Genomic DNA, 15,727 nt, shown 5'->3' with positions numbered 1-15,727 from the left:
GCGTCAGGCGTTCTTGAGGATGTAGGTGGAGGAAAGGCTGCCGGAGAGGCCGTCTGCGACGACCGTATGGTCCTGCACCTTCCTGTTGAAGATCGTCAGCTGCCGGAAGGAGACCAGCGTAATGTCTGGCAGGTCACGGGCGATGATCACCTGCATGCGGTTGAAGAGCTCGACGCGTTTGGCGTGATCATTCTCGACCGCGGCCTGTTCGAAGATCGCATCGATTTCCGGATTGCTGTAGCCGGAGCCGTTGGAGAAGGGCACGCCCTTCTTGAAGTTCTTCGACCAGTAGAGGCGCTGGACGCCGATCGTCGGATCGAAGGTGTTGCCCATGCCATTGGTGACGAAGGCGAAATCGCGATCCGTATAGACGCGTTTCAGCCATGTCGGCACGTCCTGTCCGCGCAGGCTGACCTTGACGCCGATTTTCGACAGCGCGTCGCGCAGATAGTTGCCGATCCGCGTGTAGGTATCGCCGTAAGGCATGACATCATGCGGCACCTCGAAACGGATGCCGTCGGCCCCTCGCGGAAAGCCGGCCTCGTCAAGAAGTTCTTCCGCTTTGGCGGGATCATAAGCATAGACCGGCACGTTGGGATTGTAGAAGGCCTTGAGGAAAGGGCTGATCGGACTTGGGGCCGGCACTGCGTAACCGTAGAAGGCGATATCGGCGATCTTCTGCCGGTCGATCGCGTGGGCGACCGCCTGGCGGACCTTGTCATGTTTGAAGTAGTCGTTGGCGAGATTGAACTCGATGCGGTAGACGGTTGGCGAATAGTCGTTGCCGCGGTCGTCGACGGCAAGCGTCGCCGACGCCTTCAGACGATCGATTTCGCTGAGGGAGACGGGGGTGTCGGGTGCGATGTCGACCTCACCGGTCTCCAGTGCTGCGAGCCTGGCGCTCGCATCGGGAATGAACTTGATGACGATACGATCGAGATAGGGCTTCCCTTTGTCCCAGTAATCAGGATTGCGATCGAGAATGATATGACTGCCGACGGCCCATTCCCGGAAGATGAACGGCCCGGTTCCGATCGGCGCGCGGCCGTTCGAATGGGCGGCGAAGTCTTTCGTGCCGTCGTAGACATGTTTGGGCACGATCGGCGACTCGCTCGCCTGCAAGGCGCCGATCAGGTATGGGGCGGGCTTCGAAAGCCGGATGATCGCCGTATGCGGATCGGGGGTCGCGACCTCCTTCACACTGGAGAAGGTGGCACGACCGCGTGGATGGACCTCCTTGAGCGCCAGGATCGAAAAGGCCACGTCCTCTGACGTAAAATCTTTCCCGTCATGCCACTTCACACCCTCTCGCAGCTTGAAACTATATTCCAACCCGTCATCGCTGAGATCCCATTCGGTGGCGAGCTGCGGGATCGGCATGAAATCGAGGCCATAGGCGAGCAGGCCTTCGGTGACCTTGCCGCTGACGCGGGTCGTCGGGCCGGCCGTATGGGCAAGCGTGACGAGCGTCGGTGGCTCGGGCTGGACGAGAAGGTTGAGCGTTCCGCCCGCAACGGGTTCTGCGGCTTGCGCAAAATCCCTGAAGGGCAGGATGGCACTGAGCGCGCTCAAAGCGAGAATCTGGTTAAGCTGACGTCGGCGAATGTCCATCGATACCCCCTGATCCGGAACGAACCCTTTCGGGCAATGCTTTGTCGGGACCATCATCGGGCGGGAAAAGCGGAATCGCGAAGAATGTTTTTCTGCCAGTGACCGAAAGAAAAGCTTGCGCTCGCTCGAGAGCCGCTGGCACGCACGCATCTATAGTCTAGTAATTATATAGACAATTAGCGGGTTTTAGTTTTTGCTTCTCAGTCGAGCGGCTTGGGCAGAAGAAAATGTCTCCGCCAGCAGGGCTCGCGCAAAGCGGATGCTCGTCTAGCCGGGCCTATTTGTGGTGCAATCGCTTCATGAATACGTCCGTTCAACCCCGCAAGACAGTCATCCAGCCGACGCTCGCGCGGCTTCCGCCGCTGACATCGTTGCGCGCTTTCGTTGCGACGGCGCGGCATCTGAATTTCATCCGCGCAGCTGAGGAGCTGCACGTCACGTCAGCCGCCGTCGGCCAGCAGATCAGGCTGCTGGAAGACTATCTCGGTCAGTCGCTGTTTCATCGTGCGCGCGGCCAACTGCAGCTGACGCCGGCGGGCCTGGCATTGGTCCCTGGTCTCACCGCCGCCTTCGATGCCGTGCTGTCGGCGATGACGCAATTTGTGACGAGCGACCACGAACAGCCGATCCGTGTGTCCGTCGCTCCTTCCTTCGCCAGCAAATGGCTGATTCCACGGCTCGATGCCCTGCGTCGTGCAGCACCGGGCCTGCAAATCCTCGTCGATGCCTCGACACAGCTGACCGATCTCGATGCGGGCGATGCGGATTGCGTCATCCGCTACGGCAGCGGAGCCTATTCGGGGCTTGCCGTCGACTATCTCTTGTCGGAAGCGGTGCTGCCGGTCTGCAGTCCGGAATTCGCCGATCGCTACGGGCTTTGGAAAGGCGCGGAAGCGATCGAGGGGGTGCCGTTGCTACACGAGGAGGGTGCCGAACACGACCACTCCTGCCCCGATTGGCACAGCTGGCTGCGTGCCGAGGGACTTTCCTATCGGCTATCACAGGGCGGCTTTCACCTCAATCAATCCTCGCTGGTGCTCGATGCGGCAATGGCGGGGCAGGGGCTTGGTCTTGGCAAGATAAGGCTTGCGGAAGCCGAAATCCGGTCCGGCCGGCTCGTCAGTCCTTTTGGAGCGCCGCAGCCGGTGAGCTTTTCCTATTTCTTTGCGACAACGCAGCACAAGGCCCGGCTGATGCGCGTTGATCTGTTTCGCAATTGGCTGCTTACTGAGGCGCGCGCCTCGCAGACGATCGATGCAATCGCGATGCGCAGCATCCGTCCGGCCCTCGGCATGATCGCGGCCGAATAAGAGCCTGCGTCAAGCCGGGGTCGATCGGTCTTCATTTCAGTTTGAAGCCCAGCCTGCGCGCGACATCGCCGAGGACATGACGTCCCTTGAGGGATTCGACCGTAGCGATGCGGCTCAGCACCTGATCGGTCCAGTCGACCAGAGGCATTGCCTGCTCGCCCTGAAAGCTTTGGAGCACACGATTATAGTCGGTAAGATCTTCCTGCGGCAGCTGCCGGCCATAGGTCTCGCGATGCAGGACCGTGGTCTGCGGCAGGCGCGGCTTTACGCCCGCGGGCACCGCCGGATCGGGAAAGCCGACCGTGAGGCCGAAGACGGGGAAGACGCCGTCCGGCAGGCCGAGTTCACGGGAGACGATCTCTGCATCGTTGCGGATCGCACCGATATAACATGTCCCGAGGCCGAGCGATTCAAGGGCGACGACGGCATTTTGCGCAGCAAGGGCCGCATCGATGACGCCGAGGAGGAAGCTCTCGATATAATCGAGGCCTTCTGCCGTCGAGCCGCGTTCCGTCGCGATGGCGCGTGGCCGGGCGAGATCGGCGAGCCAGATGAGCAGGAGCGGCGCCTGGGCGATCTGCCGCTGATTGCCGGCAACGGCATTCAATCGGCTGCGGCGATCCGCATCCTCGACGGCGACCACGCTCCAGGCCTGAAGGTTGGAGGAACTCGGCGCCGACTGGGCGGCGGCAATAGCAAGTTCGACCGCTTCGTATGGCACCGGGGTGGGCAGATAGTGGCGTACACTCCGATGACTGAGGAGCGTATCGACCGTCTCATTCCAGCGTCCCTCGAGGCGTTGGTCATTGCGATAGCGCTCGCCGGCAAGCTCCCTCAGACGATCGCTCTCATCTGGCTTGGTCGCTACGGAAGGGGTCATCTCATTCTCCTTGCTGATCTCGTCATTCTGCCGCTGCGGCATAAGGGTTGGCCGGACGGGCGAGACCAAGATGCTCGCGCAATGTCCTGCCGGTATATTGCTGCCGGAAAAGGCCGCGTCGACGCAGGATCGGCACGACCTCGTCGACGAAAACCTCCAGGCCGTGGGGCAGCACATCAGGCATGAGATTGAAGCCGTCAGCGGCCCCGGCACTGAACCACCGCTCGATATCGTCGGCGACATCCTTCGGCGTGCCGACAATAGTGCGATGGCCGGTGCCGCCATTGAGCGCTCGGATAAGACCCCGCACGGTCAGGCGCTCGCGCCGCGCAAGCGCCAGTGTCGCCCGGAAGAAGGTATGGCCGCCGTCCGGCGCGAGCGGAATATCGTCCGGAAGCGGCGCATCGAGATCGAGGCCTTTCGGATCGACCTGCAGCACCCCTGCAAGGCGCGACAGGCTGTATTCCAGCGGGATCAGTTCACGGAGCTCCTCCTGGCGGCGGCGCGCCTCGGCCTCGGTGCTGGCGATGATCGTCGCAAGGCCGGCCAAGACCAGAATGCTGTCCGCCGGCCGGCCGAAGCGGCTGGCGCGCTGCCTGAGATCGGCAGCGTAATCAAGCGCTTCCTCGAAGGATTGCGAGGCGGAAAAAACGGCTTCCGCGTGTTTGGCGGCAAGTTCCCTTCCGTCATCGGAGCCGCCGGCCTGGACAAGGACCGGGTGGCCCTGCGGGGGACGCGGGATGTTGTGCGGCCCATGCACGGAAAAGTGCTTTCCGCGATGGGCGATGGCATGCACCTTTGCCGGATCGACAAAACGCCCCGTCGCTGCGTCGCCGACAAAGGCATCCTCTTCCCAGCTGTCCCAGAGGGCTTTGACGATTTCGGCGAATTCGCCGGCGCGCTCATAGCGGCTGCCATGAGCGACCGGTTTTTCCAGTCCGAAATTGCGGCTTTGAGACAGGTCCGCGCTGGTGACGACGTTCCACCCGGCCCGGCCCCCGCTTGCATGATCGAGCGTCGCGAAGCGGCGCGCGAGATTGTAGGGCTCGTTGTATGTCGTCGACGCCGTGGCGATCAGACCGATCCGCTCCGTATGAGCCGCGACCAGGGCCAATACGATGGTCGGCTCCAGTGACGTCAATGGTCGGAAGTCCACCCGGTCCGAGATCGCTGCCTGGTCGGCGAGGAAGACAGCGTCGAAGGTGCCTCTTTCGGCGATCCTGGAAACATTGATGTAGTGGTTGACGTCGAATGAAGCGCGGGGATCGCTACCCTCCATCCGCCAGGCGGCGGGGGAGAAGCCGGAGTGCAGGATGTTTATGTTGAGATGAAGCTCGCGCGGGCTCATTGAAAGATCCCGGGCTCGGGATATTCGCCCGTCAGGAACCATGTCCCGACATTGCGGGTCTTATACTCTGCCGGATTGTGCAGCGTGTGAATGCGGACGTTGCGCCAAAAGCGGTCGAGGCCGTAGGGGCGAATGGCCGAGCGCGCTCCCATGACCTCGAAAATTTCACTGGTCACTTCGAGCGCGACACGGCCGGCAAGGACATTCGCCGCGGCGACGGCGATCGCGGCCGCCCCGCGATCGGCCTCCGTCAGATCCTGTCCTTTTTCATAGACCGCATCGACCGCCGTAAGCGCCCGGTCGGCAAGCGCGGTTGCCGCCTGAACCTTGATCCAGAGTTCGCCGTACTGGCGTTTGATCCAGGGATCGTCCTGATGACGCTCGACACCGGAAAAGATCCAGGGACGCGATCTGGTGACGGTATAGTCCCGCGCGGCGATAAGCGCTCCCTGGGCGCTGCCGATGAAGACGTTCAACAGCACGCTCTGCTGCTGCAGCGGCGCAAGCAGCGCGATCGGATCGCGCTGCCGCTCGGGCACGATCTCATCGGCGTGGATTTTCACATCCTTGTAGAAGACCCGGCCGCTGCCCGTCTGCCTCTGTCCGATGCCGTCCCAGTCATTCGCGATGGTGACACCTGCGCGTGTGGGCGGGATATAAGCAATGCTGCGCGCGTTCGTCTCTTCGTCCTCCCAGGCGACCAGCAGATAATCGGCCACATGCGACCCCGAGGCGAACGGCCTGAACCCGTTGAGGACAACCCCATCCTGTTCACGCCGCCCGAAAAGGCTTTTCGAAAAGCTGTTGCTGGTATTGCCCCAGAACCAGCGCCCCGCCGCCGAACGACGGAGAAGATCGCGGGCGTGAGCGTCTGGTCCGGAGTTGATCGCATTTTGCAAGGGGCTGAAATGATATCCGAACAGATGTCCGAGCGATCCATCGACCTTGGCGAATTCGCGAACGATCCGCATCGCCGTCGAGTAGCGTTCGCCGATGCCGCCAAATTCCTCGGGGATCAGCAGGTTGACCAGTCCGCTCTCCTTCAGCAGCCGGATCTGTTCTTCCGGTCTGCCGCCGGTTTGGTCCCGCTCGATTGCATCCCTTGCGAAAATGTCGCGCAGCTCCGTCGCCTTCGCGATATAGGAATTCGTTCTGTCCGGCTCGAAAAGTTCAGGCGAGGAGATCGATCGTTCGAAACTTGCGGGTTTTATGGTCATGGCTCGTCACTCCTCATTTGTGCAGGCGCGGAAAGCCGTGGCGCTCGGAAAGCAGCTCGAGAATGCGATCGGTTGTGTTGACGAAACGCTTGCCGTTCCAGTCGCCGGCGTCTGGCGGGGCTGCGTCGGCAAGAATGAAGACCGGCAACGACTGGTTCTCCTCACCGACATTCTCGATGACGTTGCGGCGCGGACGAGGGAAGGGCACCCGCTCGATGTCGATCGCGGCTGCAAGCTGCGGAAAGCTGGCAAGCAGCCCTTCGATCGCGTTGCAGTGAGGGCAGACAAAGGTGATGCCGGGATGTTTCGGATCGGAAAAACCGGGCTCGATCAGGTAGAGTTTGTCACGCGCCATTGATCTGGTCCTATTCTGCGGCTGCCGCATTGCTGACGGCAAAGCGATTGACTGGACGCTTGAGGCCGAGATTTTCTCGAAGTGTCGTGCCCTCGTACTCGGTGCGGAAGAGGCCGCGGCGGCGCAGCTCCGGCACGACGAGCTCGATGAAATCGGCAAGGCCGCCCGGCATGATCGGCGCCATGATGTTGAAGCCGTCCGCGCCGTAGTTTTCGAAACGCTCTTCCATGACATCCGCGATCTGAGACGGCGTGCCGACGACCTGCCAGTGTCCGCGTGCGCCGGCGATCCGCAGATAGAGCTGGCGGATGGTGAGGTTTTCCCGGCGGGCGAGATCGAGCACTAGTTCCTGCCGGCTCTTTCCGGCATTTGTCACCGGCAGATCGGACGGTATCGGCCCGTCGAGCGGATAGGGGCTAAGGTCGACACCGCTCAGCTGTGACAGCAAGTTGAGGCCAACCTGCGGCTGGATCAGCTCCTGCAGTGCTTCGAACTTCTCCTGAGCTTCCGTCTCGCTGCGGCCGACGACGGGAAAGATGCCGGGCAAGATCTTGAGATCGTCCGGGGAGCGGCCGTATGTGCCGAGCTTTCCCTTGACGTCGGCATAAAAAGCCTTGGCCTCATCGAGCGTGATGTGCGCGGCGAAAATCGCCTCCGCGGTGCGGGCGGCAAGCTCTTTGCCCGGCCCCGACGCGCCCGCCTGAACCAGGACGGGGCGTCCTTGCGGCGAACGTGGAATGTTCAGCGGGCCGCGCACCTTGAAGTGCCGCCCCTTATGGTCGAGCCTGTGCAGCCTTTCCGGATCGAAATAGCGGCCGCTTTCCCGATCACGGATAAAGGCATCATCATCCCAGCTGTCCCAGAGACCGAGCACCACGTCGGCGAATTCCTCGGCCCGATCGTAGCGGTCGGCATGCAGGATCTGCGCCTCATGCCCGAAATTATAGGCGGCCTCCGGGTCTGACGACGTCACCAGGTTCCAGCCGGCGCGGCCGCCGCTCAACCGGTCGAGCGATCCGAATTGGCGGGCAAGGTTGTAAGGGTCGGAGAAACTGGTCGAGGCCGTGGCAATCAGGCCGATGTTGCGCGTGACGCTTGATAGCGCAGACAGGAGCGTGATCGGCTCAAAGGGGTAGACGCCGCTATGCGCCTTCCGGCTTGCGGCTTCGACATCCTTCAGCCGGGCTGCCACGCCGTCTGCGAAGAATATCGCGTCGAACTTTGCCGCTTCGGCAAGCTTGGCGAGCTCGAAATAGTTCTCGAAATCCGTCCCAACCGAAGCCTGCGGATGGCGCCATGCCGCAACGTGATGGCCGGTAAACAACAGGAATGCACCAAGCTTGATCTTATCTTTACGTCTACCCATGAGATGTCCCTTCAGCGGTACATTGCCGGCACCGGGAATTCACCCGAAAGGAGCCAGGTGCCGACAGTCCGCTTTTTGTATTCGGCTGGATTATGGAGAGTGTGGGTGCGGACATTGCGCCAAAACCGGTCGAAGCCGTTGGCGTTGGTTGCCGAACGCGCGCCCATGACCTCGAAGATTTCGCTCGAAACTGCCAGTCCGGCCTCGCCTGCATAGACATTGGCTGTCGCGATATCGATTGCCACCGCACCCCGATCAGCGGCTGTCAGACCAGGGCCTTGGTTGAAGGCGTCATCAAGGCTGCGGGCAGCCTTGTCTGCGAGTTCGGTTGCGGCGAGCGTCTTGATGTAGAGTTCGCCATATTGCCGTTTGATCCACGGATCGTCGGTATGTTTTTCGACGCCGGAATAGATCCAGGGACGCGACAGGGTGGAGGTATATTCCCTGCCTTCCTCAAGAGCGCCTTGGGCGCTGCCGACGAAGACATTGAGAAGGACGCTTTGCTGCAGCAACGACGTCAGCGAGGTATAGGGTGTCAAAGGGATCTTGGGCGAGCTGATCAGCTCTTCGTCGAGGATCTCCAGATCTTTGAAGCTGACGGTGCCACTGCCCGTCTGGCGCTGGCCGATACCGTCCCAGTCGTCTTCGATCACGATGCCAGCCCGGTCGGCGGGAACAGCGGCAGTCAGCCGTTCTCCCTCCGGATTTTCCCATGACAGCTGGATGAAGTCGGCGATGTGAGAGCCGGAGGAGAAGGGACGCGAGCCGTTTACGATCCAGCCGGTGTCGATGCGCCGGCCCGACGAGGTTTTCGACATCGCATTGCCGGAGTTGCCCCACATCAGATTTCCGGCGGCTGACGCGCGCAGCCAGTGGTCTTTCTGCGCGCTCGAGCCACGAAAAAGGACGAGGTTAAGAGGAAGATGATGATAACCGTAGAGATGCGCCAGCGAGCCGTCCGTGCGGGCAAACTCTCGCACGACACGCAGGATCGACAGCCATGAGGCTCCTTGTCCACCGTAGCCGACCGGGATCTGGGCCGATGGCAAGCGGCTTTCTTTGAGAAGGCGGATCTGCTCGACCGGCCTGCCGCCCTGCTTGTCGCGCTCGACCGCGTCTCGATGAAAAATCGTCCTGAGCTCGACGGCCCTGGCAACGAGGGGATCCGTTACATCGCATTCGAAAGACATTTCAGCCCCATACCTCTCCGCCATGTGGCAGCGCTTCGGGCTCAAAGGTTCGGCGAATGTCGGTTCAAGTCCAGCAATATCTATTTGAGTTCACGGCAAGAGATTCTTTCTCGCGCCAGGTCACGACCTGGCACGCGAGTTGCCATTGACGTCGGCTCGGTGGTCGAGTCCTACCAAAAGCAAATACTCGAACACTCAGCGGTCCGGCATTCGACTGCCGAGGACAAATTGGTACCGCTCTGGTCGAATAAAAAATTCAGACTTTTCGGCGCAAGCGCCCGTTTCGAAATAGGAACTCCGTTCCAGAACAAGCAGGATCGCATTTTCAGCCGCTCCAATCAGCGACGTTATCCGAGGCGGGACAGCACGCGCTCCGATCGCAATCTCAGCGGAGACAATGTCGGCGCCGGCTTTGTCTTTAAGTAGCGCATAAGTTGGTTGCTGTTCGGCGATCTCTCGCTCCAGCTCCGACATGAATGCCGGCAAGAAGCTTCGGCCCAATGCAATCGGCTCGTCGTTCACCACATGAAGCCGTTCCAGAAGTGCGCATGTCGTTCCGAACAGCGGGATGAAAGCAGACGGTGTCTCAATTGCGGTCAACTCGACAATCCGCATCGTAGCATCGAAGCCTTGGACTTTCAGCGATTCATGAAAGCTACGCAGTGTATCAATTTGATGGCGCACCTGCTTGCCGGCCACGAAAGTGCCTTTGCCTTTCCGGCGTTCGATCAGCCCATCCCTATCGAGTTGTTGGAGCGCCAGCCGCACGGTGACGCGACTAACTGTGAAGCGTGCCATAATTTGCGATTCCGACGGGAGCTGTCCAGACGGCTCGTAGGCGCCTTCGGTGATCTCGGCACGAAGCCGATCGGCGATCTGCAGGTACATAGCCACCGGGTTATTGCGTATGAGACTCATCTATTTTTCATAGGGTCGAAAACACCACGAAGCAGCGAAGCTTTGGAATAGCGTTCCCTTTTGCTGCCACGCAAGGGGAACTCTTCACGTTGATGACCTGTATTATAATGTATTAAACATTGGGACAACTCCAATCCAGGGTCGTCCTACGCAACATGGCATCTCCAGTTATCCCAAGGCAGGTTTCATCCGGTGCCGCCTTCTCGGTGGACCGCATGGCTTTCGCCTATCCCGAAAGCCGGCGCGCCGTATTCGAACGGTTTTCGCTGAAGGCTCGGCCGGGAGAATTCGTGGCGATCCTGGGTCCGTCCGGTTGTGGCAAGTCGACGCTCCTTAATCTTCTCTCCGGCTTCCTGCGCCCGCAATCGGGGCATATCACCATAGACGGTGTGCCTGTCGTCCCTGAGCATCCGGTCCTCGGATATGTATTTCAGTCGCCAAACCTCTTCCCTTGGTTGAGTGTCCTGGAAAACGTTCGCTTTGGCCTGCGCATGAATCGTCGCGGATCTACGCAGGAGCAGAGAGCCGCCGCGCAGCACTTTCTTCGACTTGTCGGCCTGGAAGAGCAGGCACATGAGCCACCTCACCGACTGTCGGGCGGCCAGCGTCAGCGGGTTGCGCTGGCGCGCTCACTCGCGCTCGAGCCGCGCCTGTTGCTCATGGACGAACCCTTCGCAGCGCTCGACGCCCTAACGCGTGCATCCCTCAATGACGAATTGCTGCGCATCTGGTCGGGGTGGGGGAAGACCGTACTGTTCATCACCCATGACATCGACGAAGCGATCTATCTTGCCGACAGGGTTCTCGTCCTTGGGCTACCGCCGACAGGCATCACCGCTGAAGTGGCAATCGACCTGCCGCGTCCTCGCGATCAGCGTGGCACGAGAGCCAATCCTTTATTCGCTCAACTGCGCGAACAGCTCTCGGAGGAAATCGCCAAAGTCATGACCAGCAATCAACCCGTTACCTGAAGGGGAGCATCCGATGAAACACATTCTACCTGCAGTTCTTCTCGCCCTTGCAGCGGCTTTGCCTGCCCATGCCGAGGACCCGCGGCCGCTTCGCATTGGCTGGGTCCAGGCTATGGCGAATGCACCTGCCCTGATCGCCGAGGAGAACGGCTATTTTCGCGACGAGGGGTTGAACGTCGAGCTCAAAGGTTTCGGCGATGGTCCCGTCATCCAGCAGGCGGTGGCTGGAGGCGAAATCGATGTGGCCTATATCGGTGCGCCCCCGGTCTATCAATGGGCGGCGCGCGGTCTCGACGCGAAAATCATCGCCAAGGTCAACTATGGTCAGGCAGCGGTGATCGCGAAGACTGACGGCCCGATCCACGCCCTTTCCGACCTCAAGGGCAAGAGGCTTGCCGGCGTCAATAGGGGCAGCGGCATGGATGTGCTGCTGCGTGGCTACGTTCTGAAAGAGGCCGCCGGCCTCAGCCCGGATGCGGATCTTGCGCTGTCGCAAATGCCCGCGGGCAACATGAACGCTGCCCTCGATACCGGCGTCGTCGATGCAGCCTTTTTGTGGGAACCCTTCATCAGCCAATCGGTGCTCCGCGGTACAGGTCGCGTCGTCTTCGACGTGAACGGAGCTTTGCCCGGCTATCCCTGGTACGTCATAGCAGCGCCTGCCAAGACGCTGAAGGAACGCCCGGACGATCTCGTGAAACTGTTGCGGGCAAATTCGAAGGCCATCGCCTTTCTACGAGAGCATCCTGAAGAGGCCGACCGGATCATCGCCCGAAGCTTTAAGCTGGAAGCCCTGAGGGCTGCGGACGGAAGTGTCGTGCCGCCGGAAGCGATCGTCGCGGAGGCGAGGAAGCGCCTTGGGTGGTCGGCGGAAATCGAGCCGTCCGACCGTGCCTTCATCCAGCGGCTCATCGACTATTCTGTCGCTCTCGGCTTTCTCGATAAGCGTTTGAATGTCGACGACATTATTGACGACAGCTTCGCCGCAAAAGCGGCCGCGCAACGATGAGATCCGATCGATGAAGACGTTGGCAGCGCGGCTGCGTTTTCCGCAACCGTCCTGGCGCTGGGCAGCGCTTCCGTTCCTGCTTGTCGTGTGGTGCCTCGCGGCAAGCCGCGTTCCCTCCTATGTGCTGCCGCAGCCGTGGGACGTGGCGGCCGAAGGGCTCCGCTGGATCCGGTCGGGCGAGTTGGGCCGCCAGGTCATGGCGAGCTTGTTGCGGGAATTCGGCGGCTTCGGCGCGGCCGTCGTGGCTGCCGCGCTCATCGGCGTATCCGCCGGACTTTGGCGGCCGTTTCGCGAATTCGCCCAGCCGCTGCTCGGTCTTTTCATGGCCATCCCTCCGATCGCCTGGGCGCCGCTGTCGCTAATCTTCTTCGGCCTCGGATATCTCTCCATTGCCGTCGTCATATTCATCGCATCGGCCTTTCCGATGGCCCTGACGATTCAGGAAGGCGTGCTTTCCATCAATAGCGGGGAGGTGCGTGCGGCACGCATTTTGGGTGCCAAGCGGCTGCAACTGCTGGCTCATGTGTATCTCCCGGCCTCTCTCCCTTTCCTGACCGCCGCATTGCGCATCGGCTTTGCCCAGGCGTGGCGTGCGCTTGTGGCGGCCGAGATGATCGGAGCATCCCAAGGGATCGGCTGGATGGTCGCCATGGGCGGGCAGCTCGGCAATTCGGCGCAGGTGCTTCTCGGCATCGCCCTGATCGGGCTCACGGCGTGGCTCATGGAGAGCCTCGTGTTTCGACGGATAGAGCGCCACTACGAAGGCTGGCGCGGACAATAACGGATATTCCCATGACAGAGATTTTGCCGCATGAAACTTTTCAAGCCGGCGCCCATTCTCCAACGGGCCTTGCCGACCATTTCGATACTCTGCCCTTCCTCGGCCGTCTGACCTGCCAGAGGCAGACGCTGACGGCGGGGGAGTGGACCGAACTGGAGCTCGTTTATGAGGTCGGCGCTGTCGGTCTCGCAGACGGCGCGTGGCTGAAGCTCGCCTTCAAGTTCTATTCCGATTGGGCGCTGTTCCAGACAACAGAGCCGACGGGCGCCAACTATGTTTCTGCCGAATACCATGCCGGTCCTCTGGTTTCGGGGCAAAGCCCGGGCACGGTTCAAGCACTGAAGGTGCGTTTTGATCAGAAGGGACACGAACGTCCCTTCCAGAAGGCTGTCATTATCGACGTCGTCGACGGCTATCTCAATCCCGGTGACAGGATCGTCATCCGTCTGGGCGATCGGCGGCAGGGCGGCGCCGGCACCCGTGTGCAGACTTTCGTGGAGAAGGCGTTCCGTTTCCGGCTGTTCGTCGATCCGCTGGGTAGCTCGAAATTTGCAGAAGTGCCAGGCGACTGTAGGCTGGAAATCGCGGCCGGCCAACCGTATGCACTTCAGGTCATCGCGCCGCGGCTGGTTGGCCTCGGTCAATCCTTCGATGCGATCGTGCGCGTCGACGACATATGGGGAAACACCTGCCACGGTCGCGACCTGCAGGGTGCGCTCGTCATGACCGCCCCGGATGGCAAGCAACGAACGGAGCCAGTGGCATTCGCCGCTGAAGGCTGGACATTCGCTCGGATTTCCGGCCTTTCCTTCGCCGAGGCCGGCGAATGGAAATTGGAAGCATGGCTGAACGGCGAACCCTCCGTCGCCCTGGGCCTCGCCTATGTCCAGAGCGAAGAGGGCGCCTTGCGCCCTCTCTATGCTGATCTGCACGTCCATTCCGACGACACCGTCGGCACCAATGACGCGACCTACAATCTCACCTATGGACGCGATATCGCCGGGCTTGACGTGGTGGGCTATACCGTCAACGACTTCAACATCACCGAGGCGAGTTGGGACAAGGCGGTGGAGATCATCCACGATCTCAACGAGACCGGTCGTTTCGTCTGCTATCCGGGCACCGAATGGTGCGGCAACTCCGCTGCCGGCGGCGACCGCAACGTCGTCTTTCTCCGCGACGGCAAGCCCCGGTTTCCGTTCGACGAGAAGGGGAATTCCCTTCGCTCTTTCGAATGGAATGAGACGACGGCGGGCGCGATCCGTCCTGGGATATGGCCCGTCGACAGGCTCTATGGCGCCTATGAGGATGATCCGGAAGGCCATTTGCTAATCCCGCATGTGGGTGGCAGGCGCTGCATTCTGGACTGGAACCATCCGGAGCTGGAACGACTGATCGAGGTCGGCTCCGCGTGGGGACAATTTCATTGGCTTTACACCGAAGCCCTGGCACGCGGGTACAGGGTTGGCGCTTCCGCTGCGAGCGACGAACACCAGGGCCGTTGCGGCGGTGGCGCGCCGGCCACCGGCGCTTTCGGTGCGCGCGGCGGGCTCACCGGCGTCATCGCCGACCGCTTCGACCGAGCCGGCGTTGCCAGCGCGCTTCGGGCGAGGCGCACTTTTGCCACGACTGGCGAGCGTAGTTTCGCCGTTCTGTCGCAAGGTACGCATTTCATGGGCGAGGTGTTCAGCCAATCCAAAGAGCCGCTTTCTTACCGCCTCCTCGGAGATGCCGGGTGGGAGGAGGTTCAGCTCTTTGACGGAGATTGCGTCGTATGGCGTCGCGATCTTCATGCCGAAGCGGGCTTCAGCGAGCGGAGGGTTCGCATTCGCTTCGGTGGCGCACGGATCAAGGATCGCTATCGGGCTGCCTATTGGAGCGGCGAGGTGGCTGTGACCGGTGCAGCGCTTTTGGATGTGCACGGGATCGGTTTCGATCATCCCGAACAAAGCGTGTGGCGCACTGGGCTCGGCACGCTCGGCTTTAGGACGGCAACGCATGGAGACGTCGACGGGATCGAACTTGAGCTTTCCGACCTTCGCGACGCGCGCATTGCCATTGCCGCGAAGCTCCATGGCTACAGCAAGATCGGAGATCCGCTCCAGCCGCCGCCGCATCTCCATGCCCCCGAGGTGTCGCTGGAGGCAAGCGGAAACGAGCTGATCGCAAAGGGCTCCATCTCGGTCGATCTTGCCGGTGTTGAGCTGCGCCTTCTGTTGGAGCGCGTCACCGATCACCCTCTTCCGCGCGATCTCTTAGGTGAGATACGACTTGCGGGACTTGCATTGAACGACGGGCCTGAACACTCGCTTTTCCTGACAGCGAGACAGAGGGATCAATCCCGCATTTGGACGTCACCGCTATTCATGACAGCCTGAAGTGAGATTGAGCAACAGTCCCGGTCCCGAGGTTCGGCTAAGTCAGGCGGCGTGCACCTGTTCGGCCCGCAAACCGCGACCAATCGGAATGGGACTTCATTTACGGTGGCGCGAGTGCCAAGCAATGCAGTTGGGGAAATTAGCCAGAGCTCCGACGATCTGTCGAAACGCACCGAACATCAGGCCGCATCGCTCGAAGAGACTGCGGCCGAACTCGACCAGATCCCAGCGAACGTCTCGCTGGCCACTTACCCAAGTCAAAAACGCGGCGTTATCCTGAACCTCGCGAAGGCGTTTGTAGGATACATGGCGCAAACTGCCGTCGTTGGTCCAGCCCCGGAAGTCTCCTCTGCAGGCTTTCGTCTTCGGCTATGAGCGAGGCAAGCCGCGTTG

General features: G+C 61.1%; 14 protein-coding genes. 6 read left to right on the top strand and 8 right to left on the bottom strand.

From position 1 onward, the window contains the following. Window positions 1-3: 3 nt before the first annotated feature. Window positions 4-1,611, bottom strand: a complete 1,608-nt coding sequence (locus U5G49_RS31980; RefSeq protein WP_193443155.1) for an ABC transporter substrate-binding protein — start codon at window positions 1,609-1,611, stop codon at window positions 4-6. A 299-nt stretch (window positions 1,612-1,910) separates the two neighbouring features. On the opposite strand from U5G49_RS31980, the gene U5G49_RS31975 reads away from it, so the two are divergent. Continuing rightward, window positions 1,911-2,921, top strand: coding sequence for a LysR substrate-binding domain-containing protein (locus U5G49_RS31975; RefSeq protein WP_193443153.1), 1,011 nt, complete (start codon window positions 1,911-1,913; stop codon window positions 2,919-2,921). A 31-nt stretch (window positions 2,922-2,952) separates the two neighbouring features. On the opposite strand, the gene U5G49_RS31970 is transcribed toward U5G49_RS31975, so the two are convergent. The 7 genes from U5G49_RS31970 to U5G49_RS31940 all read right to left on the bottom strand — a co-directional run bounded on the left by U5G49_RS31970 (window position 2,953) and on the right by U5G49_RS31940 (window position 10,195). After that, the gene (locus U5G49_RS31970) at window positions 2,953-3,801 is read right to left on the bottom strand and encodes an NADPH-dependent oxidoreductase (protein ID WP_193443151.1); all 849 of its coding nucleotides are present in this window, start codon (window positions 3,799-3,801) and stop codon (window positions 2,953-2,955) included. 22 nt (window positions 3,802-3,823) lie between these two features. Then, window positions 3,824-5,149: an LLM class flavin-dependent oxidoreductase gene (locus U5G49_RS31965; protein WP_193443149.1), complete on the bottom strand. Its 1,326-nt coding sequence runs from the start codon at window positions 5,147-5,149 to the stop codon at window positions 3,824-3,826. Then, the gene (locus U5G49_RS31960) at window positions 5,146-6,366 is read right to left on the bottom strand and encodes an acyl-CoA dehydrogenase family protein (RefSeq protein ID WP_193443146.1); all 1,221 of its coding nucleotides are present in this window, start codon (window positions 6,364-6,366) and stop codon (window positions 5,146-5,148) included. The genes U5G49_RS31965 and U5G49_RS31960 overlap by 4 nt, the downstream gene beginning before the upstream one ends. A gap of 13 nt (window positions 6,367-6,379) precedes the next feature. Beyond that, window positions 6,380-6,721 carry a DUF3088 domain-containing protein gene (locus tag U5G49_RS31955; RefSeq protein WP_193443144.1) on the bottom strand — a complete coding sequence of 114 codons (342 nt, stop codon included), beginning with the start codon at window positions 6,719-6,721 and terminating at the stop codon, window positions 6,380-6,382. A 10-nt stretch (window positions 6,722-6,731) separates the two neighbouring features. Then, the gene (locus tag U5G49_RS31950) at window positions 6,732-8,087 is read right to left on the bottom strand and encodes an LLM class flavin-dependent oxidoreductase (protein WP_193443142.1); all 1,356 of its coding nucleotides are present in this window, start codon (window positions 8,085-8,087) and stop codon (window positions 6,732-6,734) included. 11 nt (window positions 8,088-8,098) lie between these two features. Beyond that, window positions 8,099-9,277 carry an acyl-CoA dehydrogenase family protein gene (locus U5G49_RS31945; protein ID WP_193443140.1) on the bottom strand — a complete coding sequence of 393 codons (1,179 nt, stop codon included), beginning with the start codon at window positions 9,275-9,277 and terminating at the stop codon, window positions 8,099-8,101. 195 nt (window positions 9,278-9,472) lie between these two features. Then, complete coding sequence (locus U5G49_RS31940) at window positions 9,473-10,195, bottom strand: GntR family transcriptional regulator (RefSeq protein ID WP_193443138.1); 723 nt, start codon at window positions 10,193-10,195, stop codon at window positions 9,473-9,475. Window positions 10,196-10,410: 215 nt separating this feature from the next. Between U5G49_RS31940 and U5G49_RS31935 the strand changes: the two genes are divergently transcribed. The 5 genes from U5G49_RS31935 (at window position 10,411) to U5G49_RS31915 (ending at window position 15,709) form a co-directional block, all read left to right on the top strand. Continuing rightward, window positions 10,411-11,166, top strand: a complete 756-nt coding sequence (locus tag U5G49_RS31935; RefSeq protein WP_193443136.1) for an ABC transporter ATP-binding protein — start codon at window positions 10,411-10,413, stop codon at window positions 11,164-11,166. 13 nt (window positions 11,167-11,179) lie between these two features. Next, complete coding sequence (locus tag U5G49_RS31930; RefSeq protein WP_193443134.1) at window positions 11,180-12,175, top strand: ABC transporter substrate-binding protein; 996 nt, start codon at window positions 11,180-11,182, stop codon at window positions 12,173-12,175. A 10-nt stretch (window positions 12,176-12,185) separates the two neighbouring features. Continuing rightward, a complete protein-coding gene (locus U5G49_RS31925; protein WP_210262113.1) occupies window positions 12,186-12,956 on the top strand; it encodes an ABC transporter permease in 771 nt (256 codons plus the stop codon). A gap of 11 nt (window positions 12,957-12,967) precedes the next feature. Continuing rightward, on the top strand, window positions 12,968-15,334 hold the full coding sequence (locus U5G49_RS31920; protein ID WP_193443132.1) for a CehA/McbA family metallohydrolase domain-containing protein: 2,367 nt from the start codon (window positions 12,968-12,970) through the stop codon (window positions 15,332-15,334). Between the two features lie 114 nt (window positions 15,335-15,448). Further along, window positions 15,449-15,709: a hypothetical protein gene (locus U5G49_RS31915; protein WP_193443216.1), complete on the top strand. Its 261-nt coding sequence runs from the start codon at window positions 15,449-15,451 to the stop codon at window positions 15,707-15,709. The last annotated feature ends 18 nt before the right edge of the window (window positions 15,710-15,727 follow it).

The organism is Rhizobium indigoferae (genome assembly GCF_034554815.1).
GTDB lineage: Bacteria > Pseudomonadota > Alphaproteobacteria > Rhizobiales > Rhizobiaceae > Rhizobium > Rhizobium leguminosarum.
The sequence above is the reverse complement of the archived record's forward strand: the minus strand, read 5'-3'. Positions and strand labels throughout refer to the sequence as shown.